Source organism: Methylocystis sp. IM3 (assembly GCF_038070105.1).
GTDB lineage: Bacteria > Pseudomonadota > Alphaproteobacteria > Rhizobiales > Beijerinckiaceae > Methylocystis.
The window spans coordinates 2,857,379-2,883,104 of record NZ_JBBPBZ010000002.1; the positions used below are offsets into that span (position 1 = coordinate 2,857,379).

The 25,726-nt window shown below is 67.9% G+C and carries 18 protein-coding genes; 7 read left to right on the plus strand and 11 right to left on the minus strand.

Annotated features, from left to right (window positions below):
- Positions 1–7 precede the first annotated feature (7 nt).
- Entirely contained in the window at positions 8–2,080 is a 2,073-nt protein-coding gene (locus WOC76_RS15900) for a glycosyltransferase (protein WP_341105483.1), read from the minus strand.
- A 107-nt stretch (positions 2,081–2,187) separates the two neighbouring features.
- On the opposite strand from WOC76_RS15900, the gene WOC76_RS15905 reads away from it, so the two are divergent.
- The 4 genes from WOC76_RS15905 to WOC76_RS15920 all read left to right on the plus strand — a co-directional run bounded on the left by WOC76_RS15905 (position 2,188) and on the right by WOC76_RS15920 (position 7,133).
- Positions 2,188–3,030, plus strand: coding sequence for a transporter substrate-binding domain-containing protein (locus tag WOC76_RS15905; protein WP_341105481.1), 843 nt, complete (start codon positions 2,188–2,190; stop codon positions 3,028–3,030).
- A 114-nt stretch (positions 3,031–3,144) separates the two neighbouring features.
- A complete protein-coding gene (locus WOC76_RS15910) occupies positions 3,145–6,093 on the plus strand; it encodes a PAS domain S-box protein (protein WP_341105479.1) in 2,949 nt (982 codons plus the stop codon).
- A 99-nt stretch (positions 6,094–6,192) separates the two neighbouring features.
- On the plus strand, positions 6,193–6,642 hold the full coding sequence (locus tag WOC76_RS15915; protein ID WP_341388980.1) for a hypothetical protein: 450 nt from the start codon (positions 6,193–6,195) through the stop codon (positions 6,640–6,642).
- A 101-nt stretch (positions 6,643–6,743) separates the two neighbouring features.
- Positions 6,744–7,133 (plus strand): hypothetical protein, encoded by a 390-nt coding sequence (locus WOC76_RS15920; protein ID WP_341105475.1) that lies wholly within the window; start codon positions 6,744–6,746, stop codon positions 7,131–7,133.
- Between the two features lie 83 nt (positions 7,134–7,216).
- On the opposite strand, the gene WOC76_RS15925 is transcribed toward WOC76_RS15920, so the two are convergent.
- Positions 7,217–7,609, minus strand: a complete 393-nt coding sequence (locus WOC76_RS15925) for an Hpt domain-containing protein (RefSeq protein WP_341388982.1) — start codon at positions 7,607–7,609, stop codon at positions 7,217–7,219.
- A 274-nt stretch (positions 7,610–7,883) separates the two neighbouring features.
- On the opposite strand from WOC76_RS15925, the gene WOC76_RS15930 reads away from it, so the two are divergent.
- Complete coding sequence (locus tag WOC76_RS15930) at positions 7,884–14,978, plus strand: apolipoprotein A-IV repeat region-like domain-containing protein (RefSeq protein ID WP_341388984.1); 7,095 nt, start codon at positions 7,884–7,886, stop codon at positions 14,976–14,978.
- 43 nt (positions 14,979–15,021) lie between these two features.
- On the opposite strand, the gene WOC76_RS15935 is transcribed toward WOC76_RS15930, so the two are convergent.
- A complete protein-coding gene (locus WOC76_RS15935) occupies positions 15,022–16,548 on the minus strand; it encodes an FAD-dependent oxidoreductase (protein ID WP_341105471.1) in 1,527 nt (508 codons plus the stop codon).
- Positions 16,549–16,896: 348 nt separating this feature from the next.
- Between WOC76_RS15935 and WOC76_RS15940 the strand changes: the two genes are divergently transcribed.
- Positions 16,897–18,393 (plus strand): outer membrane beta-barrel protein, encoded by a 1,497-nt coding sequence (locus WOC76_RS15940; RefSeq protein ID WP_341105470.1) that lies wholly within the window; start codon positions 16,897–16,899, stop codon positions 18,391–18,393.
- Between the two features lie 78 nt (positions 18,394–18,471).
- Here the strand turns inward: WOC76_RS15940 and WOC76_RS15945 are convergent, their stop codons facing one another.
- The 3 genes from WOC76_RS15945 to WOC76_RS15955 form a co-directional block, all read right to left on the minus strand.
- Positions 18,472–18,765 (minus strand): hypothetical protein, encoded by a 294-nt coding sequence (locus WOC76_RS15945; protein ID WP_341388988.1) that lies wholly within the window; start codon positions 18,763–18,765, stop codon positions 18,472–18,474.
- A gap of 148 nt (positions 18,766–18,913) precedes the next feature.
- Positions 18,914–19,876: a hypothetical protein gene (locus WOC76_RS15950; RefSeq protein ID WP_341388990.1), complete on the minus strand. Its 963-nt coding sequence runs from the start codon at positions 19,874–19,876 to the stop codon at positions 18,914–18,916.
- A gap of 37 nt (positions 19,877–19,913) precedes the next feature.
- The gene (locus tag WOC76_RS15955) at positions 19,914–20,594 is read right to left on the minus strand and encodes an aldolase (RefSeq protein WP_341105464.1); all 681 of its coding nucleotides are present in this window, start codon (positions 20,592–20,594) and stop codon (positions 19,914–19,916) included.
- 88 nt (positions 20,595–20,682) lie between these two features.
- Here WOC76_RS15955 and WOC76_RS15960 point away from each other — a divergent pair, with 88 nt between their 5' ends.
- Entirely contained in the window at positions 20,683–21,990 is a 1,308-nt protein-coding gene (locus WOC76_RS15960) for a DUF2336 domain-containing protein (protein ID WP_341105463.1), read from the plus strand.
- 4 nt (positions 21,991–21,994) lie between these two features.
- On the opposite strand, the gene WOC76_RS15965 is transcribed toward WOC76_RS15960, so the two are convergent.
- From WOC76_RS15965 to WOC76_RS15985, 5 genes are all read right to left on the minus strand, one after another.
- Positions 21,995–22,285: a (2Fe-2S) ferredoxin domain-containing protein gene (locus WOC76_RS15965; protein WP_341105461.1), complete on the minus strand. Its 291-nt coding sequence runs from the start codon at positions 22,283–22,285 to the stop codon at positions 21,995–21,997.
- A gap of 14 nt (positions 22,286–22,299) precedes the next feature.
- Entirely contained in the window at positions 22,300–23,091 is a 792-nt protein-coding gene (locus WOC76_RS15970) for an NAD kinase (RefSeq protein ID WP_341105459.1), read from the minus strand.
- 69 nt (positions 23,092–23,160) lie between these two features.
- Positions 23,161–24,069: an ROK family protein gene (locus tag WOC76_RS15975; protein ID WP_341105458.1), complete on the minus strand. Its 909-nt coding sequence runs from the start codon at positions 24,067–24,069 to the stop codon at positions 23,161–23,163.
- A 7-nt stretch (positions 24,070–24,076) separates the two neighbouring features.
- Complete coding sequence (locus WOC76_RS15980) at positions 24,077–24,850, minus strand: pentapeptide repeat-containing protein (RefSeq protein WP_341108745.1); 774 nt, start codon at positions 24,848–24,850, stop codon at positions 24,077–24,079.
- On the minus strand, positions 24,850–25,710 hold the full coding sequence (locus WOC76_RS15985; RefSeq protein ID WP_341105457.1) for a hypothetical protein: 861 nt from the start codon (positions 25,708–25,710) through the stop codon (positions 24,850–24,852). Before WOC76_RS15985 ends, WOC76_RS15980 begins: the two co-directional genes overlap by 1 nt.
- Positions 25,711–25,726 lie beyond the last annotated feature (16 nt).

The following is a 25,726-nucleotide window of genomic DNA, read 5'->3' on the forward strand; positions in this document are numbered from 1 at the left end:
GTAAGGCTCACAGGAAGCGTGGCGCGGCGCAGCTCGCCCCCTCGTCCGGGTCTATCAAATTCCAGCAGGAGTCGGAGAACGTCGCCGCCTCGAAATCGAGCGGAACCGCGGCGCCGGAAGCCGCCTCGTTCGCCGCTTCATCGCAGGGGCCGCGCCGGGTGAGCCCATGTTCGGTCTTTTCCCAATGGAACGGCCGACGCCAGAGCTCGAAAAAGGCCTGCCAGCAGGCGAGGCTCAACATCGAGAGCCATAGCGGCAGGAACATCAATGCGCCGAGGGAGCCCGTAAACCCGCGACGCCGCGCGCCCATCAGCAATGGCAGGATCAGCGACAAAAGGCCCGAGGCCGCGACGAAAATCCATAACCCGACGGCGGCGGCCTCCAGAGCCTCATGGGGAGACAGCAGCTGGCCAAAAAGCGCGTCGTGAAGAAGACGGCAGATGACCAGCGGCCCGAACAGGGGGCCCAGAATCCCTCCCGCGAACAGACCCAGGACGGCGAGGGCGCCACGGGGCCCGAGATCGTCGAGAAACCGCGCGGGGTGGCGGCAGTGAACGATGGCCGTCTGCATCCAGCCTTTCAACCAGCGTGTGCGCTGTTTCACCAGCGCCCGGAAGGTCGCGGGCGCCTCCTCGAAAGTCTCGGAGTCGAACATGCGCACCGCATAGCCGTCCCGAATGAGACGCAGCCCGAGATCGGCGTCCTCCGTGACGTTGTAGGCGTCCCAGAAGCCGATTGCGCGGAGCGCGGCGAGCCTGAAATGATTGGACGTGCCGCCCAGAAAGAGCGGCAGCCCAAGCGCCGCCAGCCCCTTGTTGACGACGTCGAAAAGCGCGGCGTATTCGAGCGCGAATAGGCGCGTCATCCAGTTCAGTCCGCCATTGTCGATGACGAGGCTCGCCTGGAGGCAGGCGACCTCCTCCGGCGCGGCGTCGAAAAGCGCGGCGGCACGGCGCAGCTGGCGCGCCTCGGGCAGGTCTTCCGCATCGAAGACGGCGACAAGCGACCCCCGCGCGAGCGGCATGGCGATATTGAGCGCGCGCGGCTTCGTCCGCGGCGCCCCATCGGGCGCGACCACGATCTCATGCGGCGTGCGCGGCGGATGCGCCCGCAAGGCGGCGATCGTGGCCGCGTCGTCCTGCTCGACGACGAATTTTACGTCGAGCTTGGCGCGCGGATAGTCGAGCCGGTCGATCGCGCGGGCGAGTTGTCGCGCGACGGCCGCCTCCCTGTAGAGGGCGATCACCACCGTATAGACGGGCAGCCGGGAGTCATCGATGGGCGAGGCGTCGTCCCTTGCTCCGACGCTCGCCCAGCATGCGGAGAGACGCAGCATGATTCCCGCCAGAAAGGCGGCGGCGAGAAGGAAGGCGGCGGCAAGGTGAACACCCTCCCAGGGTGCGAAAAGGCAAGCGACAAGCCCGAAGAGAACGGCGGTCCCGACAGCGAGAGGGCCTCGCTGCAACGCGCTGCGGACACAGAGCCGCGGATCGGCGCGCTCGGCCGAGAGGCTCGCGGCCCGGCAGACCTCGTCCGCCCGCGCGCCGCGCAGCGCCCGAACGAAGCGTTCGCGCGTCGTCAGCGCGAATAGCGGCCGTCCGCGGGCGATGCGCGCCGCGCTCATCAACCGGAAAATCTCGGTTCCCGCGGGAGCGAGCAGCCACCGCAGTCCGTCGCGGCCGTCGCGGCCGTCGCGGAAAGGGACATAGCCGCATTCGGCGGCGCCGGCGACGCCGGACGGAAGCTCGATCTCGTCCTCGATGAAATCCACGCCCAGATGATCCGCAAGGGCGCGATAGAAGACCCCCTCCGTCACGAGCCCCTCGGCAAGCAGCGCGGCGTCCGCCGAGACGCCTTGCCGCCGCGCCAGCGCCGTCGCGTAATGGAGCGCCTCCAACGGCACGCCATACCTGGCCAGAAAGGCGATCTCGACGGCGGGCGGGCGCGGCGAGGTCTCGGCGCGCCCCGCGCCGCGCCGGGTCGAGGCGGCGGGCGCGCCCGGGCGCCGCGTCTTGCGCCCCTCCTCCCGGAGGCGGGGAGACGGATCGGCGTAATAAGGGTCGACCGACGCCTCGGACATGAATTAAAACTCACTGAGGGAAGCCGCTTAGACTTGACTATTGGTCGCCGGCGGTTTTCCTGCAAGCAACCAAAGGTTGGGTTTTCGCTTATCCCCAGGGAGCGCCCTTGCTTCGTTTTCGCCCGAGCGTCCTCGCCGCCTGTCTCCTGCTGGCGTTTGCGGCCGGTTCCGGCCCGGCGCGCGCCGGGGCGGCGATTCCATCCTTTTTCGATCCCCACCATCCGTTGCAGAAGCCGGACCTCTCCCGTCTCCGGCAAATCCGCTTTCTCACGGAAGACGACTTTCCGCCGTTCAATTTCCTTCTCCCGGACGGACAGCTCGCCGGCTACAATGTCGATCTCGCCCGCGCGATCTGCGCAGAGCTGGAGCTTCCCTGCACGATCCAGCGGCGCAGCTGGGACCTTCTGATCCCGGCGCTCAACGACAACGGCGGCGACGCCGTCATCGCCTCCCTCGCGATCAATGACGACACGCGCAAGCAGGCGGATTTCACGGCGCCCTATTTCCTGACGCCCGGCCGCTTCGCAATGTTCGCCGACACCACGCTGACGGCCGCGACGCCCGAAGCGATCGGCGATCGCAAGGTGTCGGTCGTCGCCGGCTCGCGTCACGAGGCGTTTCTCAAGGCCTTCTATCCGGGCGTCGAACTCGTGACCTTCGAGACGCCGGCGCTCGCCCGCAATGCGCTGAAGAGCGGCAAGGTGGCCGCCCATTTCGGCGACGCCGTCAGCCTGTCCTTCTGGCTGAACGGCGCCGAGGCCGGCGGCTGCTGCGCCTTCAAGGACGGCCCCTTCACCGATCCGCGCTTTTTCGGCGAAGGCGTCGGCGTCGCCGTCAAAAAGGGCAACGAACCGCTTCGCCGCGCCCTAGATTATGCACTGGCCCGGCTCGATCGGCGCGGGGCGCTGGGCGAGCTTTACCTGAAATATTTCCCCGTCGGCCCCTTCTGACGAATCGCCGGAACGCCAGAAGGCCTCGGGGCCGATCGGAAGCAGGGGGCTTCCTTCGGAAAGGCGCGCAATATCTTCACCATCGGGACGCGGCAGGGAGCGCCGAAAGAGGCAATGCGAGCGTTCGACGCCTGGATCGCAAGCTGGATGGCCGAAGGCGACGCGGGCTGGGTCTTCGTCGACCCCGCCTGGCTGACCTTCACCGGCCAAAGCCAGGAGGCGGCGCTCGGCTTTGGCTGGCTCGAGGCCATCCACCCGGACGATCGCGCCGCGACGGCGCATGAATGGCGCCGCGCCTGGGCCACCCGCGCCCCTTTCACCCTGCGGCTCCGCCTGCGCCGCTCTGACGGCGCCTACCGGCCAGCACTCGCCGTGGGGACGCCGCGCGTCGAGACCGATGGCCGCTGCCTCGGCTTGATCGGCTCGGTGAGAGAAATCGACGCCGCCCCCGACGTTTCCGCCGATAGCGACGCCTTCTGCCGAACCCTCCTCGGCGCGATCGCCGACGGAGTCTTCATCGCGCGTGATGACCGTTTCATTTTCGCCAATCCGAGGCTGCCGGCGATACTCGGCTATGCTCCCGGCGAATTCGAGGGCCTGCCTTTTGAAAGCGTCGTCGCGCCGGAGGATCTGGCGCTCTGGACGACGCGCTTCGAGGCGCGCGTCGCCAAAGGTCCCGAACCGCCCCAGCACTATCCGCTCCAGTTCATCAGGAAGAACGGCCAGCGGCTCGACGTGGAGCTCTCCACCCAGCGCATCCGTTACGAGGGGCGTGACGCCGTGCTCGGCGTCATCCGCGACGTGACAGAAAAGCGTAAGGCCGACGCCGCCTTGCGCGAAAGCGAGGAGCGTTTCAAGCAGGTCGTCGAGTCGCTTCCGCAAATGGTCTGGACCTGCGCGCCGGACGGCGCCTGCGACTATCTGGGCCCCCAATGGGTCGCCTACACCGGGATACCCGAAGACGCGCAACTCGGGGACGGCTGGCTTCAGCGGCTTCACCCAAACGACCGGCGAGGCGCGATCGAGCAATGGCGCGCCGCAAACGCGCGCGGGGAGGATTTCGTCCTCGATTTCCGCATCAGGAGGCATGATGGAGTCTATCGCTGGTTCCACACGCTCGCCGTGCCCCTGAAAGACGACCGCGGGCGCATAAAGAAATGGTTCGGGACCAACACGGACATCACCGAAATAAAGGACGTCGAGGACGCGCTGCGCGAGAGCGAGGCGCGTTTCGCAAGCTTCATGCGGCATCTTCCGGGGCTCGCCTGGATCAAGGACGCAGAGGGTCGCTACATCTACGTCAACGAGGCCGCGGAGGCCGCGTTTCAGCGACCGCTGGAAGAGATTTACAGCAAGACGGACCACGAAATATTCGATTCCGCGACGGCCGAGGCGTTCCGTTACAACGATCTGCGGGCGCTCGCCAGCGACACGGGCGTCGTCGCGATAGAGACCCTCGCGCATGGCGACGGCGTCCTGCATCATTCGCTGGTCAGCAAATTCCCCATGAAGGACGGCTCCGGCGCGGTCAGAGGCACGGGCGGCGTCGCCATCGACATAACGGAACGTCGCCAGATCGAGCAGTCTCTGGAGCAGCAGTCCCGCCTCATCGACCTCTCCTTCGACCCGATCTTCGTCTGGGACTGGGATGGCGGGATCGTGACCTGGAACCGCGGATGTGAGCAGCTCTACGGCTATTCACGCGCCGAGGCGCTCGGCCAATCGAGCCACAAGCTGCTTCAGACCCGCTTTCCGGTCTCCCTGGAACACTATGAGGCGCAGATTTCTCTTTCGGGGGAATGGGCCGGCGAATTGCGACACATCGCCAAAAACGGGCATGAGATCTGCGTAGAGAGTCGCCAACAGCTGATCCGGACGGGCGAGCGGCGACTCGTCCTCGAGGCCAATCGCGACGTGAGCGAACGCAAACGGGCGGAGACGGCGCTGCTCGACGCCAGCCGACGCAAGGACGAGTTTCTGGCGACGCTCGCCCATGAGCTGAGAAATCCGCTGGCGCCCATCAGCTATGGCGTGCAGTTGCTGAAGACGACGGCGGACGGCAATCTCCGCTTGCTCGGCATGATGGAGCGCCAGGTTGGCCAACTCGTCAAGCTCGTCGACGATCTGCTCGAGATTTCGCGCATCGACCGCGGCAAGATAGAGCTGCGCAGGGAGCCGACGGATCTCGCCGCCATCGTCCGGATGGCGCTCGAAACCAGCCAGCTTCAGATCGAGAAAGGCCGGCATCGGCTCGTCATGCGGCTTGGCGGCGAACCGCTCCCCATCGACGGCGATCCGATGCGGCTGTCGCAGGCCGTGACGAATCTGATCAACAACGCCGCGAAATTCACGCAGGACGGCGGGCTGATCGAGATAGAGGCTCAAAGGCGCGGCCAGGAAGGCGTTCTTCGCGTGCGCGACAATGGGCGGGGCATTCCGCCCGATGCTCTGCCGCATGTCTTCGATCTCTTCACGCAGATCGACCACAACAACCGCGGGGCGGGCGGTCTCGGAATCGGGCTTGCCCTCGTGCGCAGGCTCATCGAGCTTCACGGCGGCACGGTCGAGGCGTCGAGCCCCGGACCGGGCGCAGGCAGCGAATTCGTCGTCACGCTTCCGCTCGCGCCAAGGGAGGCCGCGATCGCCGGCCGCGGACCGGAGAAGACGGCGGCACAGCCGAACCTTCACGGACTTCGGGTCGTCGTCATCGACGACGAGCGCGACGTCGCGGACAGCCTGAGGTTGATGCTGGAAAGTTTCGGCGCCGCCGTTCGCGTCGCCTACGATGGCGCCGCAGGGGCGAGGCTCGTCGAAACATTCTTGCCCCAGGTAGCGCTCGTGGACCTCGGCATGCAGCCCGTCGACGGCTTTGAAACGGCGCGGCGGATCAGGGCCGGCGCAGCCGGGGGCGATGTGAGGCTCGTGGCGCTCACAGGCTGGGGCCAGGCCAGCGACCGCGAGCGGACCAAAGAAGCCGGTTTCGACGCGCATCTGACAAAGCCGGCCTCGGTCGAGGCGCTGGAAAACGCCCTCCGCGTCATGAAACCGGCCGCAATCATCTAACGCCAAAGCTTTTCACCACTGCGAGATTGTGACATAATGTTACTCGTTTCGCTGGGCATTTGAGCCTGGCGATTGTGAAAGCGATGCTCGAAAATGACTATGTTTGCGCCATTTGAGGATCACCAGCAGGAAGCGTCCAGCAAGACGCTGACGGAATATCGGACCATCAAGATGTTCGTGTCGCTGCTTCGTGATCTCTCCGACACATTTGACGACGACCTTCACGACACGCTGATCATCGCAGTCATTCACCAGCGACAGAAACGAGAGGAGCTTGTCGCGCGTCAAACGGGCGGATGCCTGGATTTCACTGCAAAGGGCGTCCGGCTCATGGACCTCGTGCGCAAGCTCAACATCCCGAGAGAGACGGCCCGCAGAAAACTGATGGCTCTGGAAAAGAAAGGGCTCGTCGAGAAAGACAATGAGGGCGGCTGGCAACTCAAAACCGTGGACGGCCGGCCGGCCGTCGATTTGCCGATCGAGCCGTTCATCGCCAGGAGACTCAAGGATCTCATGAGCCTCTCCACGGCGCTCGACATGAATCAATAGGCATTCCTCTAGACTGGAAATAACTTATGTCCCGCCGAGAGGAATTGACGGGTAGCCTGGCTTTCTTGATTTTGCGATTTCTTTAGCCGGCGGCGCCGGATATGCGGACGAAACTGAGGGCCGCCGCGGTTCTCGCCGTGGCCTCCTGCGCCATATGGGCATTGGACATCGCCACTGGAAAGGACGTGACCGTCCGCCCCTTGTTGTGCGTGATCGTCATTCTCACCGGCTTCCTGGAAGACAGGTTCATCGGCTTCCTTTTCTCGGCCTTTTCCGCGACGCTCTTCGCCGTCTCATTTGCAGTTTCTCAAAAATATTTCGCAACGCTCTCTCTTTGCGTGAATTTTCTCGGTGCGTTCCTGGCTTACGTTCTTCTGGCGGAGAGCGCCCTGCTCGCCGTCAGGACCATTTCCAAACTCAGCAAGATGGTGCTGGACGCTCATGAGGAGATAACCCGCCTCACCGAGGCGAAGGAACGCGGCGAAGGATAAACGTAGTTTTCTTCCTGCACGGCCGTCGCGCGAGCCGTTGCAAATAGTTAAGTCTTGTTACGAGTTGCAATTCGCGGCGAGGGCTAAAGAATGTCGGCGATGGCTCCCCGCACCGCCTCGATCTCGGCCAGCAACCTGCCGCAGAGAGCGGCTTCGCGCGCATCGCCGGCGCGCAGCGCCGTCTCGTAGGCCTCGGCGGCCGCGGCGACGGCGAAGGCGCCGACCGACCGGGCCGACCCTTTCAGCATGTGAGCGAGATCGATGCGAGCGCTGGCGTCGCCCATGCTGCGGGGCGCCTCGAGACGCCTCGAAAGCTGCGACGCCTGCCGCTCGAAGAGAGCGAGAAGCTCCGTCTCCAGAGCGTGATCGCCGAAAGTCTGGCGGGAGAGATGGACGAGATCGAGAACGGCCTCGGCTGGATCGGGGTCGCCGCTGGGATGTTTGCGGGAAAGGTTAACAGCAGCCGGATTCGCCATCATATGCTCCGTTCTTGCCCCCGCGCCCCCCCGCCTTGCAAAAAAACCGCCGAGCTTACAACGATATCTGGGGAACTTGCCGGCCCGGTCGAGAGGGTGAGACGCCAAGCCTCGCGCGGAGTCCTGAAAGGCGCGTTAACGAAGTTTCCGATTACGTCGGACCCCTGTGTTTCCATTGCGGGAGAGGGGCTGTAATAATTGGTTAATCCTTTCCGCGCCCTGCGGCGCGCAGCAGAGGGCGCCCGCGCTCGTCCGGCCGCCCGGAGATCGTCGAATGTCGAAATCGGGCAAAATTCAGGACGCGGCCTCTGCTGCTCTATCCGCGATCGAGGACGCGCTCGATCTTGGCGCTCCGCCGCCGGGCGACGACGGGGCGGCCCAGCCGGGACCGCAAAAGCCGGGCGGGAAGACCGGCAGGTCGGACGCGCCGGAAAAAGCCGAGGACCCGGCCGGCCAACAGGCGCCGAGCCCCGCTCAGCCCAGCCTTGCCCAGGCGATGTCCCGCAAAGCGGAGGCGCGAGAGCCCGCCTCCGTCGTCGCGCCGGCGCTCGCGCCCGCCAATGACGACCGGCGCACGGTCGGCGAATTGCGCGCCGCGCTGCAAATCGCGCCGAACCGCTCGATCATGGGCATGACCTTCGCCTCGATCGGGCTCTGGGCGGTGTGCTGGATTTTCTATGTGTATTTTCACCAAAGCGAAATCATCGACCCCGACGGCTCGCTGCTCGCGCCCAAGCCGATATTGGCGATTGGCGCGCTCGTCGGCCCGACGATCTTTCTCTTCATCACCGGCCTGATGGCGCGGCGCGCGCATGAGATGCGGCTCATCGCCAATTCCATGACCGAAGTCGCGATCCGCCTCATCGAGCCCGAGACCATCGCGACCGAGCAGGTCGTCTCCCTGTCGCAGGCGATCCGCCGCGAGGCGGCCTCGATGGGCGATGGCATCGAGCGGGCACTGGCGCGCGCCGGCGAGCTCGAAGTCATCGTGCGCACGGAGGTCTCCAATCTCGAACGCTCGTACACCGAGAACGAACGCCGAATCCGCCTCCTGATCGACGAATTGACGCGCGAGCGCGAAGCGATCCTCGTCAACGCCGACAACGCCCGCACCGCGCTCTATGGCGCGCGCGATTCACTCTCGCAGGAGCTCGCCGCGACCTCCGCGCATCTCGCCGAGACGGTCAGCGCGGCCGGCGCGCGGGTCACCTCCTCGCTCGGCTCCAAGGGCGAAGAGATCAAGCTCGCGCTGGAAAAGGCGGGCGACTCTTTCGAAAATACGCTCGCCTCGCATGGCGGCCGCGTCGTCGGCGTATTGACGCAGACGGGGGACGCCGTCGCGCAGAAGATCGGCGACGCCTCCGACGACGTGAGCCGCCGCTTCACCGACGGCGTCGCGGAGGTCGGCGAGAAGCTGCAAAAGGCGAGCGAGGCCGCCACCACCGATTTCGGCGCGCGCAGCGCCGAGATCGTCGAGCGTTTCGAGACGCTCGGCTCGACATTCACGGAGACGATCGGCGGCCAGGGCGACCGGCTCGTCGCCCGCCTCGCCGAGACCGGCGGCGCCATTCAGGAAGCGGTCACGACCCATGGCGGCGCGCTCGACAAGTCTCTCGCCGAGACGACCGAACGCCTCACCACCGGCGTCGCGGCGCAGGTGGAGAAAGCCAGAACCGTCTTCGAGGGCGCGGAAACGCGCCTCCTCGGAGCCATGGACGACTCCAGCGCCAGGACGCAGCAGGAATTCGAACAGCGCGGCGCTGCGCTACGCGAGTCGCTCGGGCGCACCATCGACGAGACGGCCGCCGCCCTGGCCGATCAGGGCCAGACGATCCAGGACCGCTTCGCCGATCTCGCAGCTTACGCGGTGTCGGCGCTCGGCGCCCACAGCGACCGCGTCAACGAGACCCTCGCGGAGCGGCTCGGCAATTTCGAGCGCATGGTGCTCACGCGCGGCGAAGAGATGATCACACGCGTCGCCGAACATGGCGGCCAGCTCGACGCGACGCTCGCCGAGCGGCTCGCCGCCTTCGAAGAAGTGTTCGCCACCCGCGGCGAGGAGCTCGCCGCGCGCGTGACCGAGCACGGCTATCGCGCCACCAACACCCTCGCCTCGCGCCTTGCCGACTTCCAGGAGACGCTCTCGCGCAGCACCGAAGACGCCGCCGTGCGCGTCACCGAGCAGAGCGATCGCGCCGCGCGCGAGATCGCCCGCCAGATCGTCGCGCTCGAGGCCGCCGTCGCCCAGCAGGGCGAGGACATCGCCGTCCGCCTCACGGTCGGCGGCGCCAACGCCGCGGCGACGCTCGCAGATCAGGTCGCCCGCTTCGAAAACGCCTTCGCGCAGCGGCACGAGGAGCTGACGACCCGCCTCGCCGAGCAGAGCGAAAGATCGGCGGAGACGCTCGCGGAGCGGCTCTCGGTTTTCGAGCAGGCCATGGCCGCGCATGCCGAGCAGGTCGGCGCCCACAGCGACCACATCGTCACGCGCGTCGCCGAGAGCGGCGACCGCGCGCTCAACAATCTCGCGACCGGCCTCGCCGTCTTCGAGAATGCGGTGCTCCAGCAGAGCCAGGCGGTCGCCGCCCATGTCGTCTCGGAAGGCGAACGCGCGCGCACCCTCCTCGCCGACGGGCTCGCCGCTTTCGAGGACAACGTCTCCCGCCACGGCGAGACAGTCGCCCTGGCCGTCGCCTCCCAGGGCGAGCGCGCCGCCAGCGAATTGGCCCGCCAGCTCGCCACGCTCGAAGAGACCGTCGCGCGCAGCAGCGAGCAGGTCGCCGCGCTCATGTCGACGGAGGGCGGCCGCGCCGCGGAGGAACTCGCCCACCAGATCGCCACGCTCGAAGCGACCGTCGCCGGCAAGAGCGAGGAAGTCGCGGCCCTCGTCTCCGCGCATGGCGAACGCGCCACGGCGGAGCTCGCCCACCAGATCGCCACGCTCGAAGCGACCGTCTCGCGCAAGAGCGAGGAAGTCGCCTCGCTCGTCGCAACCCATGGCGAGCGCGCAACAGCGGAACTCGCTCTCCAGCTCGCCGCGCTCGAAGAGACCATCGCCCGCAGCGGCGAGCAGGTTGCGGCGCTCATGTCGACCCAGGGCGGCCGCGCCGCGGAGGAGCTTGCCCGGCAGATCGCCGCGCTCGAGGAGACAGTCGCCGGCAAGAGCGAGGAAGTCGCGGCCCTCGTCGCGACCCATGGCGAGCGCGCCACCGCCGAACTCGCCCAGCAGATCGCCACGCTCGAAGAGACCGTCGCCCGCAAGAGCGAGGAGGTCGCGGCGCTCGTCTCGACCCATGGCGAGCGCGCTACGGCGGAGCTCGCCCACCAGATCGCCACGCTCGAAGAGACTGTCGCCCGCAAGAGCGAGGAAGCCGCGACCCGCGTCGCCGAACAGGGCGACCGCGCGCTGACCAATCTCTCGGTCGGGCTCGCCTCGCTCGAAGACGCCATTTTGCGCCAGAGCGAGACCGTCACGGCCCGCGTGGCGCAGCACGGCGACCACGCCGCCGCCGTCATCACGGAGAGGCTCGCCGCCTTCGCCGACGCCGTCGCGCTCCACAGCGGCGACGCCGCGAGCCGCATCTCCTCGAAGACCGAGGAGGTCAACGCCGCCTTCGCCAGGGGACTCTCCCTCTTCGAAGACACGTTCCTGCGGCAGGGGCCGGAAGTCGCGCAGCGGGTGCTCGATCAGGCGGTTCTCAGCAGCGAGGAGCTGTCCGAAAGGCTGCGCGCCTTCGAGAGCGCCGTGCAGCAGGCGAACGCCGAAACCGCGCGGCGCCTCGAAGAAGAGAGCGCCCGCGTCGCCGGCGCGCTGACGAGCGGCGTCGGGACCTTCGAGGACTCGGTCAGGCGCCACGGCGACAATGTCGCGGCGATCGTCGCGGAACATGCGCAGCGCGTCGACGAATTGCTCGGCGAGCGGCTCACCGCGCTGGAGACCGCGGGCATGGCGGTCGCGCACACCATGGAGACGACGCGCGAGCGCGCCATGCAGGATTTCGAGGCCCATGGCGCCGCCCTGCGCGAAAATCTGCACCGCGTCGTCGAGGAGGCGAGCGCCGCGCTCGCCGACAATTCCGATCGGCTGCACGAGCGTTTCGCCGCCACGGCGGGCGACGCCGTCGTGGCCATCGCGACCCAGGGGGAGCGGCTCAACGAACTCTTGTCCGACCGTCTCGTCGCCTTCGAGGAATCGGTCCTGTCGCAGGGCCAGGAGGTCGTCTCGGCGCTTGCCGAGCACGGCGACCGCATCGCCGAGACCGTTGGCCAGCAGCTTGGTCAGTTCGAGAATGCGGTGGTGCGCGACGGCGAGCAGATCGCCGATCGCGTCGCGGCTCACGCCGCGCGGCTCTCCGACGACGTGGCGCAGCGACTCACCGTTATCGAGGAAGTCATCGGCGGCCGCGGCACGGAGCTGGTGCAAAGCCTCACGGAGCGCACCGAGGACGCCGACGCCCGCATCGGCGCCCAGACCGAAAAATTCGTCTCGAGCGTCGACGACCGGCTGAACGCCATCGACCACGCCATCGCCGGACAGGGCGGCGCGCTCGTCGAGCGCATCGCCGCGCAGGCCGATTATTTCGCCACGCGCATCGGCGACAACTCCCGCCACTTCGCCGAGGAGATCGAAGCGCGGCTCAGCGCCCTCGACGGCGCCGTGTCGACCGAGGGCGGCAGGCTCGTCGACAGTCTCGCGGCGCAGTCCGATCGCCTGGTCTCGCGCCTCGATGAACGTTCGCAGGAGCTCTATCAGGCGCTCGACGCCAAGCTCGACGCGCTGGACCAGACGATGAGCGTCAACGGCGGCGTCTTCGTCGAGAAGCTTTCCGAGCAGGTCGATCAGTTCGCCTCGCGCATCGGCGACAACTCCCGTCACTTTGCGCATGAAATCGACACGCGGCTCGAGTCGCTCGACGAAGCGATTTCGGTTCGCGGCTCGCGGCTCGTCAATGAGCTCGACGCCACGGCGGTCTCAGCCTTCTCGCGCATCAGCGAGGAGGTCGGGAAGCTTGCAAGCGACGTCAGCGCCAAGCTGGACGCCATCGACCACACGATCGGCGAGAAGGGGGAGGCGCTCGTCGAGAAGCTCGAAAACCGCGCGATCGATCTCGCCTCCGCCATGGCGAACAAGATCGAAGCCTTCGAGACCGTCAGCGACGCCCGCACGCGCGAGGCGACCGAACGCGTCGAGGCGCTCGCCAGGCAGCTCGACGCGGGACTTGGCGCCGGCGGCCAGAAGCTTCAGGCCTCGCTCGCGAGCCATGCGCTGCAGGTCGCCCGCGTGATGGGCGAAGGCGGCCGCGAGGTCGTCCGCAGCCTCGACGAGAAGATCAAGGACGTCGATTCGGTGCTGCTGTCGCGCTCCTCGGAAATCGCCGAGACGCTCGCCGCCAAGGCCTCCGAAATCAACGACACGCTCGGCGGCCGGGCGCGCGATCTCGCCGAGACGCTCGATGGGCGCATCGACCTCTTCGAGAAGAACGTCGTCCAGCGCCTGGGCGCGGTCTCTTCGGAGATCGACGAACGCGGCCGGGGCGTCATCGAATCGATCAGCGCGCGCCTCGAAGACATCAACCATACGCTGGCCGAGGCGCGGCGCGAGCTCGACGCCACCATGCATGCGCGGACGGGCGATCTCGGCAAGGCGCTCAGCGAGCGGGTGGGCGAAATCAGCGGTGCACTCGATTCCCGCCTCGCCCAGATCCAGACAGCGCTCGACGACAGGCTCGCGCAGATCGAGACGACGCTCGGCGAACGCGGCGGCGCCGTCACCAACGAACTGGCCAGCGTCGGCGAGCTCATCGCCAAGACGATCGAGACGCGCGGCGCCGCGATCGTGCGCCATCTCGGCGACAAGCGCGAGGAACTCGCGGAGGCGATCGACCAGTCGGCGGCCTCTCTCGGCTCGGCGCTCGACGCCGGAGCGCAGAGCTCGATCGGCGCGCTCGTCGCCATGAACGACAAGATCCGCGCCGAATTGCCCAATCTGCTCGACAAGCTCGGCCAGACCAACAGCTCGCTGCACGCCATCATGGACAAGACCGGCGGCAATCTCGTCACGCTCGAACGCGCCCTCGGCGCGCGGCTCTCCGAGTTCCAGACGGCGATCCGCGACGTGTCCGCCCAGGTGCAGAGCATCAACGAAGCCGCCAGCGGCACGGTCGCCAACGCCTATGACATCGTGGAGACGCTGAGCGAACGGCAGGAGACCCTCTCCGAGAGCGCCGCCCAGCTCGCCAAGAGCCAGAAGGCGCTGGACGAGGCGTTCGATGCGCGCCGCCGCTCGCTCGAGGGCGTTCTGACGCTCGTCGACGGCAAGCGCGCCGAAGTCGAAAACACGATGGCGGAGTTCGCCAAAAAGATGGAGGAGGCGTTCCGCGCCATCGAGAGCCGCTCGGGCTCCGTCGGCGGCGCCCTCTCCGCGACGACGCGGGAGACGGCCGCGCTCGTCGAGGCGCGCTTCGCGGAAATCCGCTCGGCGGCGGAAGGCCAGCGCGCCCAGACCGAAGAGTCGATGCGCGCTACTTTCGCCAAGGCCAATGAGGAGATCAACCGCCTCTTCGGCGAGGCGAGCGCCCGCTTCCAGTCCACGGCCGATGAAATCCGCGCGCTGTCGAAGGAGGTTCATCGCGAACTCGAGGAGACGCGCGAGGAAGTGCGCCGCGGCGCCATCGAACTGCCGCGCGACACGGCCGAACAGGCGGCGGCGCTGCGCCGCGTGGTCGGCGATCAGGTGAAGGCGCTCAACGAGCTGACCGACCTCGTGGCGCGCTCGGGCCGCGTCTACGACATCGCCGAACAGGCGCCGCCTGCCGCTGCGCGCCGGGCCTATGAGGCGCCGCGCGCCGAGCCGCCGCGTCCGCGCGTCGCCGCTCCGCCGCCGCCGGCTCCCGCGCCGCGCGCGGCCGACACGGGCGCGGCGGCGGGCGCGCGTGACGCGCAGGGGGGCTGGCTGAGCGATCTCCTCGCCCGCGCCTCGCGCGACGAGGGAGACGAGAGCGGCCGGCCGCGTCCCGCGCGTGGCGGCGGCGCGGCGCTCGACGGCCTGACGCTCGACATCGCCCGCATGGTCGACAACGCCGCGGTCTCCGAATTGTGGCGACGCTATCAGCGCGGCGAAAAAGGCGGGCTGTTCGGCCGTCGCCTTTACACGACGCAGGGCCATCAGACCTTCGAGGAAATCCGGCGCCGCTACCGAACCGATCCCGAGTTCCGCGCGACGCTCGACCACTATGTGCGCCATTTCGAGGAGCTTCTGCTCGAAACGAGCCGCGGCGACCGCGACGGCGGCAAGGCGCTCGATCTGCTCACGAGCGACGCCGGCAAGGTCTACACCATGCTCGGCCACGCGGCGGGCCGGTTCGAATAAGCAAAAGGGCGCGGGCCGATAAAGCCCCGCGCCCTTCCCTTTTCTAGAGCGCGCCGATCGCCCGTTCGAAGGCGACTTCCGCCTGCAGGCTTTCGAGATCGCGCCCGAGCGTCGCCACGGCGAGCTTGCGGCTCCCCGCATAGAAGGTCACCGCGCATTCTCCCGCAGCCGGATCGCCGGACAGTTCCGTGCGGTCGAAGGCCGGCGCATGGCCGACGTAAGAGATCGCCTGATCGTAATGCTGGGACCAGAAGAAGGGCGCGGCGTCGAAACGCTCGCCGCGTCCGAGCATATTGCGCGCCGCCGTCTGCCCCTGGCGCTCCGCCACCACCCAATGCTCGACCCGGACGCGCGCGCCGGTGATCTTGTCCGGCCAGCGGGCGATATCCCCCGCCGCATAGACGCCGCGCTCGCTGGTTTCGAGAAACTCATCGACCAGCACGCCCTTGTCCACGGCGAGGCCGGCGGCTTCGGCGAGCGCCGTATTGGGCCGCACGCCGACGCCGATGACGACGACATCCGCCGCGAGCGTTCCCCCGCTCTTGAGCGTCAGGCCCCCGGCGGCGATCTCCGTCGCCGTATCCTCCAGATGGAAGACGACGCCATGGTCTTCGTGCAGGCGCCTGATGTGCGCGCCGAGCTCGGGGCCGAGAATACGGGCCATGGGGACCGCCTCGGGCGCCACGACATGCACCTCGAGCCCGCGCGTGCGCAGCGAAGCGGCGACTTCGAGGCCGATGAAGCTCGCGCCGATGACAGCGGCGCGGCGCGCGCCCGCCGTCGCGGCGATAATTTTGTCGGCGTCGGCGAGGCTGCGCAAATAATGGACGTTCGGCCCCTCGGCTCCGGGAATGGGCAGGCGCACCGGATCGGCCCCCGTAGCGAGCAGTAGCGCATCGAATCCGACGCCCTCCCCGCCCGCCAGCACGACGCGGCGCTGGGCCAGGTCGAGCGCCTCGACCCGGCGCCCAAGGCGCAGATCGATGCGATTGTCCCGGTACCAGGCGGGATCGCGAAGCGGGAGCCATTCGGGCTGCGCCGTGCCGGCGAGATAGTCCTTGGAGAGATTGGGGCGGTCATAGGGCTCGGCGGCGTCGGCCCCGAGCATCTCGATCACGCCGTCATAGCCCTCGGCCCGCAGTCTGTGGGCGGCGGCGAAGGCGGCGGCGCCGGCCCCGACGATCACAACATTGCGCGGCGATCGGGCCGGCGCGGGCCTCGGCTCCGCCGTCCTGATCCGTTCGCGGGCGAAAATCTTGCCCCCGGTCTGCTCGACCCGCCAGCGCGCCAGAGCGTCGAAGGCCGGCGCGCGCTCGGCCTCGCCGCTGCGCAGGCTGAAACAGGCATGGTGCCAGGGGCAGCGAATCGTTTCGTCCACCACGAGCCCCTCCGCCAGCGGCCCGTGGTAATGGGTGCAGAAGGCGCCGACGACGAAGACCTCGTCGCCCTTGCGCACCATGATCGCGGCCTTGCCGCCGACATGCCCGCCGACCGGCGTCCCGTCCACGACCGCGCCCATGTCGATTCCCAGCGCGAAGTCGGGACCGGTTATTTCTTCATCCTGAGACATTTACCCCCTCTTTCCGGCGACGTCGTGAACGCGGCCGCCTCTGGTGAGGTGGGAGCCGCTGGGCCGCAGGCAAGCAGATGGCGGCGCGAATCACTCAAAGACAGCCTCACCGCGGCCGCCGCCGGAAAAGCGCCGCTCAAGCTGCGTATGGTTAACTAATTGGAAAGGGCGGGCTCTCCGAGGCGCGGTCGAAATGTGACATCGGCGCCACAGCAGGCCAGACATTTTTCAGCAACAACCTGATTTGCCCAAACGATAGGCAATTGCGCCACAGATGAGCTTGAAGGCGGACGGCCCCGGCGTTGTTATCGTTGAAGTCCTCGCCTCCCCGACACCGGAGCTCCTGGCATGAAGTGGTACTACCTCCCCCTTGTGACCGCGGCGTCGCTTGCCGCCAGCCTGGCCCAGGCGGCCGATTTGAAAAAGGCCAAGGTCGAAGCGCCTCCGCCGCCGCCGCCTGCCTGGCTCGATACGCTGAGCATCGACGGCTACGTCGAGGGCGGCGTCGCCATGAACTTCAACCAGCCCTTCAACAAGTGGAACTGGGGCCATCTCTACACGTCGGACGCCAACCAGCCGACCTTCAACGGCCTCGTCGTCACGATGCAGCGTCCGCTCGATCCGAAGTCGGACACCTATGATTTCGGCTTCAAGGCGCAGGTCCAGCTCGGCGAGGACATGCGCTACAACCATCTGACCGGCACGACCGAATACTGGATGCACACTAACACCCAGGTCGGTCCGCTCGAAGCCAACGTCCAGGCGCATCTGCCCTGGAAGACCTTCCTCTCGGAGGGCGGCATCGACGTCAAGGCCGGCATCTTCCCGACGTACAATGGCGCCGAAGTCATGTACGCCAAGGACAACCTCTTCTACAGCCACTCCTACATCTTCAACTTCGGGCCCTTCCTTCACACCGGCGTCATGACGACGACCCACGTCCGCGAATGGCTCGACGTCTATGCCGGCGTGACGTCCGGCGTGAACACCTTCCTCGGCTGGCCGGGCGACAACAATGCGGCGGCGTCCTTCCACGGCGGCTTCGGCCTCAACCTGCTCGATGGCAATCTGACGATCCTCGGCATTGTGCATACGGGTCCGGAGAACCCCAAGCAGATCGGCGGCCCGTATGACCCGGGATTTGGCCTGCCGATAGCCTCCTGGCCGAACACGCCCTTCGCCTGCGTCTGTAATCCGAACGCCACGAACCGCACCTACGCCAATCTGACCACGACCTGGAAGGTGACGGAAAATCTGACCCTCATCACCGACATGGCCTTCAACCGCGAGAGCGGCTGGAACCCGGCCTCGGCGCTCGGCGGCATTCCGCAGAACTCCTACCCGCTCTACGACCAGTTCTTCCCGGGCTTCACGGCCCCGACCGGCTGGCCGACGACGGCGCTCTCCTATTTGCCGCAATATCCGAAGGGCGCGGAGTCCTACGCGGTCGCGCAATATGCGTCCTACAAGGTCAACGACATCTTCAAGATCAATGGCCGTGTCGAATATTACCGCGACGCCAACAACTTCTTCGTCGCCGGCTATCCGGGCTATTTCGACGCGATCAACGCCCTGCATGGCTTCTTCTGCCCGTCCTGCACCTTCCGGCCCTCGAATGTCGGCACGAGCTATCTCGCGCTCACCGTCGGCACGACGATCACCCCGGAACTGCCGAAGCTGCCGATCATCACCGGCCTGATCCTGCGTCCGGAATTCCGTTGGGACACGGCGGTCAATGGCACGACGCCCTTCTTCCGCGGCCTCAATGGCCCGAATGGCAACGGCCAGAGCCGCTCTCAGGGCATGTTCAACATGGACGTGATCATTCCCTTCACCCTGCTCTGATCGCAGCGAGGGAAACCCCTGAAATGAAAGAAGCCGGCGACAGCGTTCGCCGGCTTTCTTTTTTGCTTCGGCGCAGCCTCAGCAGTGGTTGCTCCAGTGGCGGATGCCCTTCGTCGACTCCATGGGGCTGTTCGTGACGAAGCAGCCATGGCTCGCGGCCGGCGTGACCACCGCCTCGCTCGGCGCCGGAGCCGTAGCGTAAAACTCCCGGTCCTGCTGCGCCGGCTGGCGGACGCCGTGGTCGCGCGCCTGCGCGGAGGCCAGAGCGGCAAGGCAGAAACCGGACAGGAGGACGAGGTGCGCGGCGCGATGGAACCACATGAGCGAAATCCCTTGGCTGATCTGTCCGTCTGGCAGCCAGAGGGGCTGCAATTTGTGCAGTGAACGATTAGATCGCAATCACTATGATTAAAATATAGACAGAGACGCAGCCACACAAAAGGGCCACCCGGCGCCACGATCGCCTTTAGGCATGGCGCCAGCAGGAGCGCACGCGGCGCCCCTCGGCCGGCGGCCGCCTCTATTGGGGCGCTTCCTCGGGGGCCTTGTCGTCCTTCAGGACGACCTCGACGTCCGCGTCCTTCGTCGACTGGACGCGGAAGGTGTTCTGGTAGGTTTTTCCTTCATGACGGGCGATGGCGACATATTCGCCTTCCGCCAGCACGAGCGAGGGAAAGGCGCCGATCAGTTCGCGGATCACGTCGCCGCCGGGCGTGAGAATTGAAAAGCTCGTATTGGCCAGCGCCTCGCCGCCCGGCGCCTTCACGAGCTTCAGGGTGATCGTCGCGGCATGGTGCTTGAGCGTCGCCTCGATCAGCTTGCCGGCCGGCACCTTGAGATCCGCCGTGACGACGGAGTTGGTGGCGTTGTTGCCGCCCTGCGCGCCCTGCGTCGTGTCGAGGAGCGTCGAGACGATGTGATAGGCGCCTTCCGGCAGGCAGATGACTTCGTCGCCCCTGGCGTTGGCGAGCACGAGCTTGGCTTCCGAATTGCCGCGCTCCGGCACATATATCGAGATGGAGAGACGCTGCGGCGGGATTTTGGCCTCGCCCAGCATGTCGACGAGCCTCAGGGCGCCGGCGTTGAGCGGGAGGCGTTCCGAAACATGGCGGCCCTCGATCGCCACGCGGCGCGTCGCCCCCGCGAGCCCATAGGCCGCGTGAACGATGTAAGCGCCATCCGGCAGCGCAATGGTGGGCGTCGCCTCCTCGGACTGCGCGACGAGCTTGTGCGACCCGTCCGGCTGGACGGCTTCCTCGAAAATCCGCCAGACCATGCCGCTGCGCACGGGCTGGGCGTCGGCGGCGCCGAGCGTGGCGCTGAGGCGCAAGGCGCCCCCCGCCGTCGTCGCGCCCGCCGCCTGCGGCGCATTCTGATCCTGCGGGGAATGGCCGCTGCGCGCCAGCGCCGCGCCCGCGACGGGCGCCAGCGCGAGGGCGAGGGCGAGAGGCCAGCCGGCGAGCCGGAATGTCGTTTTCCTCATGGAAACCTCTATGCGCCCGATCGTGGCCTTTTGTCGATCACGGCCCGCCGAAGACGCGGTTGATGACCGGAATCTCGCCTGCGGCGGCGGTGACGAGGCCGGAGAACCCGTCGCGGAGGACCGCCTGACAGCCCGCCTCCAGCGCGCTGCCACGCGACGGCGGCGCGGCGGCGAGCGCCCCCACGCCAGCGGCCGCCGCGCCGAGCGTCAGAAGCGTGCGCGCCATCGCCCGCGCCGACGCGCCGCCGGGGAGCGGCGCGTCGTCCATGGCGAGCGCCGCGAGTCGCGTCGAGGCGCCGGCGTATTTTCCGAGCGCGAAGACGCCGGCGGGCGTCTGCGCGGCGAGCGCGACGATGCGCAGCGCCCCCGGCGCAAGGCCCGCCTCGGCCTCCCGAACCGCCAGCCGCACGGACAAATGCTGGAGATCGGCTACGCCTTCGCAGCCCTCGAGGAAAAATCCATCTACCCCCGCAATCGACAGCGCCGCGACATCCTCCTCGGCGGCCTCCTCCCGCAGCGCGGGGATTTGCACGAAGAACCGCGGCCGGCCCTCACGCCCGCGCGCGGCCTCGATGAAGCCCCGCGCCCAGAGCCGCGCCTCGTCGCGCGCCAGTCCCCCTGCGGGCCCCAGACGCAGGAGGAGCGCCGACGCCCCGCAGGACAGCGCGTCAATGGCGGATTTCCGCCTGTCGGCCGGCAAGGCCAGAACCGAGCGCATCAGCGGGCCGCGCCCTTAAACCCCGCATTTACCATGAATGCACATGATCGCTTAACCTTGACTGTTACTTTCACAGGGAAGCCCTTCCATGATCCTGCGTCATTTCCTTTGCTGGGCGCAGACCGCCAGCGCCGCACGGCGCGCGGAAGCCGCGGACGCGCTCGCGCGCGCCTATCTCCATGCCGATCTCGACCCGGCGCAGCGCCGCGAGGCCGAGATCGCGCTGACCTCGCTCGCCGACGATCCTTCGCCGCTGGTGCGCCGCGCGCTCGCCGAGAGCCTGGCGAGCGCCGTCGACGCGCCGCGCGCGCTCGTCTCGGCCCTGGCCTGCGACCAGTCCGAGGTCGCAAGCCCCATCCTGTCGCGCTCGCCCCTGCTGAGCGAGGCCGAGCTCATCGACTGCGCCGCCATCGGCGACGCCTTCGCGCAGACCGCCATCGCGCTGCGCGCCCGCGTGTCCTCCGGCGTCTGCGCCGCGCTGGCGGAGATCGGCGCACGCGAGGCGGCGATCTCGCTCGCGATCAATCCGGGCGCCGACATCGCCGAATTCTCTCTGCGCCGCATGGTGGAGCGGTTCGGCGCGGACGGCGAGGCGCGGGAGGCGCTTCTGTCGCGCCCCTTTCTGCCCGCGGCAGTACGCAACGCGCTCGTCAACGCCGCCGCCGCGAGTCTTTCGGCCTTCGTCGTCAACTGCGGCTGGCTCACGCCGGCGCGGGCGGAGCGGCTCTCGCGCGAGGAGCGCGACAAGGCCAATGTGATCATCGTCGCGGACACGGTCGAACAGGACGGCCGCGTCGGCGTGCGCGATCTGGTGCAGCATCTTTGCGCCTCCGGCCAGCTCACCGCAAGCCTGCTCCTGCGCGGGCTTCTCTCCGACAATCGCGACCTCTTCGAGGCGGCGCTCGCGGAATTGTCGGGACTAAGAGACGATCGCGTCGCCGGGCTGACGCGGGACTTTCGCGGCGCCGGCTTCGCGGCGCTCTACGCCCGCGCCGGCCTGCCCGAAAAATTCCTGCCCGCCTTCCGCGCCGTGCTGGCCGCGCAGCAGGCGCAGGGAGCGGAGCGAGCGACCGACGCGCGCCTGTCGCTTCCGCTGATCCGCAGCGCCATCGCCGTCTGCGCCGGCATCGGCGACGCCGAGTTCGATCCGCTGATGGCGCTGCTGCGCCGTTTCGAACGCGAAGCGGCGCTGGAGGACGCGCGCCGCGAGACCGCCCGCCTCGCTGCCGAGGCGTTGGCGCCCGAGGCGCTCCTTGCCGAACCGCCGGCCCCCGAACCGCCGGCCCTCGCCGCCCCGGAGCCGGCGCCGGAAGCTGAACCGGTTCCGCAGCCCGCGCCGAGGCCGCCGCTCATCGACCTCGCCGCCTTCGACGCAGAGCTGCGGCAGGCCGCGTAGTCCGTCAGGGCCTTTTGGCGGCGTCGACCACGAAGGCGGTCAGCGCCTCCGCCGACCCGTAGCTGATCCATTCTCCCGCCGGATAGGCCACCGCGACCGGCCCGTGCGGGCAGCGGCCGAGGCAGCCGGCGGCGGAGAGGCGGACGCCGTCGCGGTCAGCTGCGGGCAAAGCGTTCAGCGCCGCCTTCGCCTGGGCGAGCGCCGCTTTGGCCCCGTGATCCTCGCAGGCGGGACGGCCGTCGCGCTTGTTCGTGCAGACGAAGACGTGGAGCCGGAAGGGGTCGATGTCGGACACGCTGGCGTCGCTCCTCAATAGCCGAACTGCTCGCGCAGAATGCGCTCCTCCAGCGAATGGCCGGGATCGTGCAGCAGGACGAGATTGGTGGCGTGGTCCATCTCGATATCGACGAAGGTCACGTCGCGGAATTCATCGTGATCCGCGACGACTGAGACGGGGCGCTTCTCCGATTCGAGCACTTCGATGCGCACTTTCGCGGCGTCCGGCAGCAGCGCCCCGCGCCAGCGGCGGGGGCGGAAGGCGGAGATGGGCGTAAGCGCCATCAAGGGCGCGTCGAGCGGCAGGATGGGGCCGTTCGCCGAAAGATTATAGGCGGTCGAGCCGGCGGGGGTCGAGACCAGCACGCCGTCGGTGACGAGCTCGGGCAGGCGCTCGTGACCGTTAATGAGAATGCGCAGCTTCGCGATCTGCGAGGTCTGGCGCAGGAGAGAGACCTCGTTGATCGCATGGGCTGAAAATTCGTCGCCGTGCACATTGGTCGCGTGCATCAGCAGCGGATGGATGATCGAGGCCTTGGCCTCGCCGATGCGCTTGCGCAGGCTGGTCTCGCGATACTGGTTCATCAGAAAGCCGACCGAGCCGCGATTCATGCCATAGATCGGCTTTCTCGAATCCATGTAATTGTGCAGCGTGCGCAGCATCAGCCCGTCGCCGCCGAGCGCCACGATGCAATCCGCATCCTCGGGCGGAACGTCGCCATATTTCTCGACGAGACGCAGCCGCGCCTCCTCGGCCTCGGGCGTGCCCGAGGAGAGGAAGGCCAGTTTACGGGTTGCGTTCGAGGCTTCGCCCGCGGCGCCCATGCGAGGGTGGCTCCAAAGAGTGCGTCGACAATCCGATACACGCCGGGCCCGGGGAATGAAAGGCGGCCCTCAACGCCACAGCCAGGCGGCGCCGCGAACGCCTCCGGAGTCGCCATGGGCGTTGCGGACAAGTTTCGTATCCAGCGCATCGGTGAAGGCGTGTGTCGCGACGCGCTCTCTCAGACCTGCAAAGAGCCGCCCGATATTCGAAAGGCCGCCCCCGAGAACGATTGCGTCCGGGTCGAGAATGTCGATCACCATGGCGAGCGCGCGCGCAAGGCGGTCCTGATAGGTCTCGAGCGCCGCAAGCGCCGCCGGCTCGCCCTGATCGGCGCGCGCGACGATCTCCTCGCCGCGCAGCGTCTCGCCGGCGCGCCGCGCATGATCCCGCGCGAGGCCCGGTCCCGAAAGGAAGGTCTCGATACAGCCTGCGTGCCCGCAGAAGCAGCGGGCGCCGGGAAATTCCTCGGCCGTCATCCAGGGCAGCGGCGTATGGCCCCATTCGCCGCCGATGCGGTTGCGCCCGGCCATTACCTTGCCGTCGATGACGACGCCGCCCCCGACGCCCGTGCCGAGGATGACGCCGAAGACCACGCGCGCGCCCTGCCCCGCGCCGTCGACGGCTTCGGACAGCGCAAAGCAATTGGCGTCGTTTTCGACCCGCACCGGACGCGCCAGCGCCCGCGAGAGATCGGCGTCGAGCGGCCGGCCGTTCACGACCTGCGTATTGGAGCCCCTGGCGAGGCCGGTATGGGCCGAGATCGACCCCGGCGCGCCGACGCCCACGGTTCCGCGCCGCTGCGTCTCCATCTCGATGTCGCGCACGAGGGCGGCCACGGCGCGGATGATCTCGTCATAGTCCTGTGCGGGCGTCGCGACCCGGCGGCGGGCCAGAATTTCACCGGAAAAATCGAGCGCGATCGCCTCGATCTTGGTGCCGCCGAGATCGACGCCGATCCGAATCGATTCCTCGCTCATGGATCGCTCACTGCCTGCGGGCGCGGTCGAGATGCTGCGCCTGCTGCAAGGCGCCTTCCGCCGCCCTGTCGATCTGCGCGGAATCGAGGTCCAGGTCCCTGGCCGCCGCCCCCTCGAAAAGCGCGCCGGTGAAATCCGCGCCCGAGGCGTCGGCGTTTACGAGATTGGCTCCGCGAAAATCCGCGCCGCCGGCATGGGCGAAGCGCAGATCGGCGCTCATGAGATTGGCCCTGGCGAAAGTCGCGTCTTCCAGAAACGTCGAGCGCAGCACGGCGCGCATCAGACCCATGGATTGATTCTTCATGTCCGCCGAAAGATTGGCCCCGTCGAATTTGGCGCCCTTGAGCGAGGCGCCGGTCAGATCGCCCGCGAGTCGCGCGCCCGAGAAATCCGCCCCGTCGCCCCGCAGCCGCTGCATCTGCGCGGCGAAGGCCTGCGCGCCCTTGAGCGAGGCGCCGGTGAGGTCCGCCTGCATCAGCCAGGCCTGATCGAGAATGGCGCCGTCGAGCCGCGCGCCCGACAGGCGCGCCTTGTTGAGCCGCGCGGCGCGGAAATTGACTTTCGAGAGGTCGAGCCCCGAGAGATCGAGGCCATTGAGGCTCTTGCCGGAGAAATCGGTTCGGCCCGCCTTCAGCGCCGCCTCGACCTCGGCGCGCGTCAGTTCGGACTGCGAATAGGCCGGCTGCGAGAGATCGACCCCTTGCAGCATGTCCTGCGCGCGCATCTGCGCCGGGGCGAAAAGAAGCGCGCCGACGGCGGCGCGCAATAGCAAACCCTTCATCACTGTCCCATTCCGGCGCCGGCGAGCGCCCGCGCCTGCTCGATCCATTTGTCGCGTTCGACCCGGCCCGGCGCGCCGATGGCGGCGCCGACCCATCTGGCGTTGTCGAGCGACCACGCCGCGATCTGATCATAATGGAAGACGCCGAGCCCGTTGAGCTTTTCGAGGCTCTTGGGACCAATGCCCTTGATGCGCGCGAGATCGTCCGGGCCGCCGTCGCGCGGACCGGCGAGCGGCTGCGGCCGGAGGCCAGGCGCGGGCTTTTTGGGACGGCCTTGTGAAAGCGCCGGAGCCGGCGCGGGCGCGCTTTCGACGTTCGCGGGCGCGGCGGCCTCCAACAGCAGCGCAACGGACGGCTTCTCCTGCCGGGCGTGGCCATTGGCCAGAACGCCGACGCCGGGCTGCGCCGCGTCGAGAACCAGCGGCGCCGCCTCGAAGACCAGCGGCGCGACGCCGAGGGCGACTGGCTCCGGCGAGAGGAGCGCCGCCTCTTCAAGGGGGAAAGCCGGCGGCTCCGCAGCCAGGGAGGCGGCCGGCGCGACGATGATCGGCGCTGGCGCTGGCCGTTTCTTTTCAGCCTCGGGCGCGGAAGACTTCAGCCAGCCGCCGAGCGGGAGCCCCGCCGCATAGGCGAGACCGGCGAGAACGGCGATGTCCAGCGTCGTCGCCTCGCGCCCGTCGAGGATCTCGGCGAAGGAGGCGGCGTAGCCCGTCGCCAGCGCCGAGGCGCCGAGCAGCGCGATCCAGCCGCCCGAAAAGGACGCCCCTTTGGCGCGCGAGAACGTCAGGAAACCGACAAGCGCCCCGAGCGCGACCGCGCCCGTGAACCAGGGCCAACCGAACATGAGCAGATAGGTCATTCGTCGCTCTCCTTCC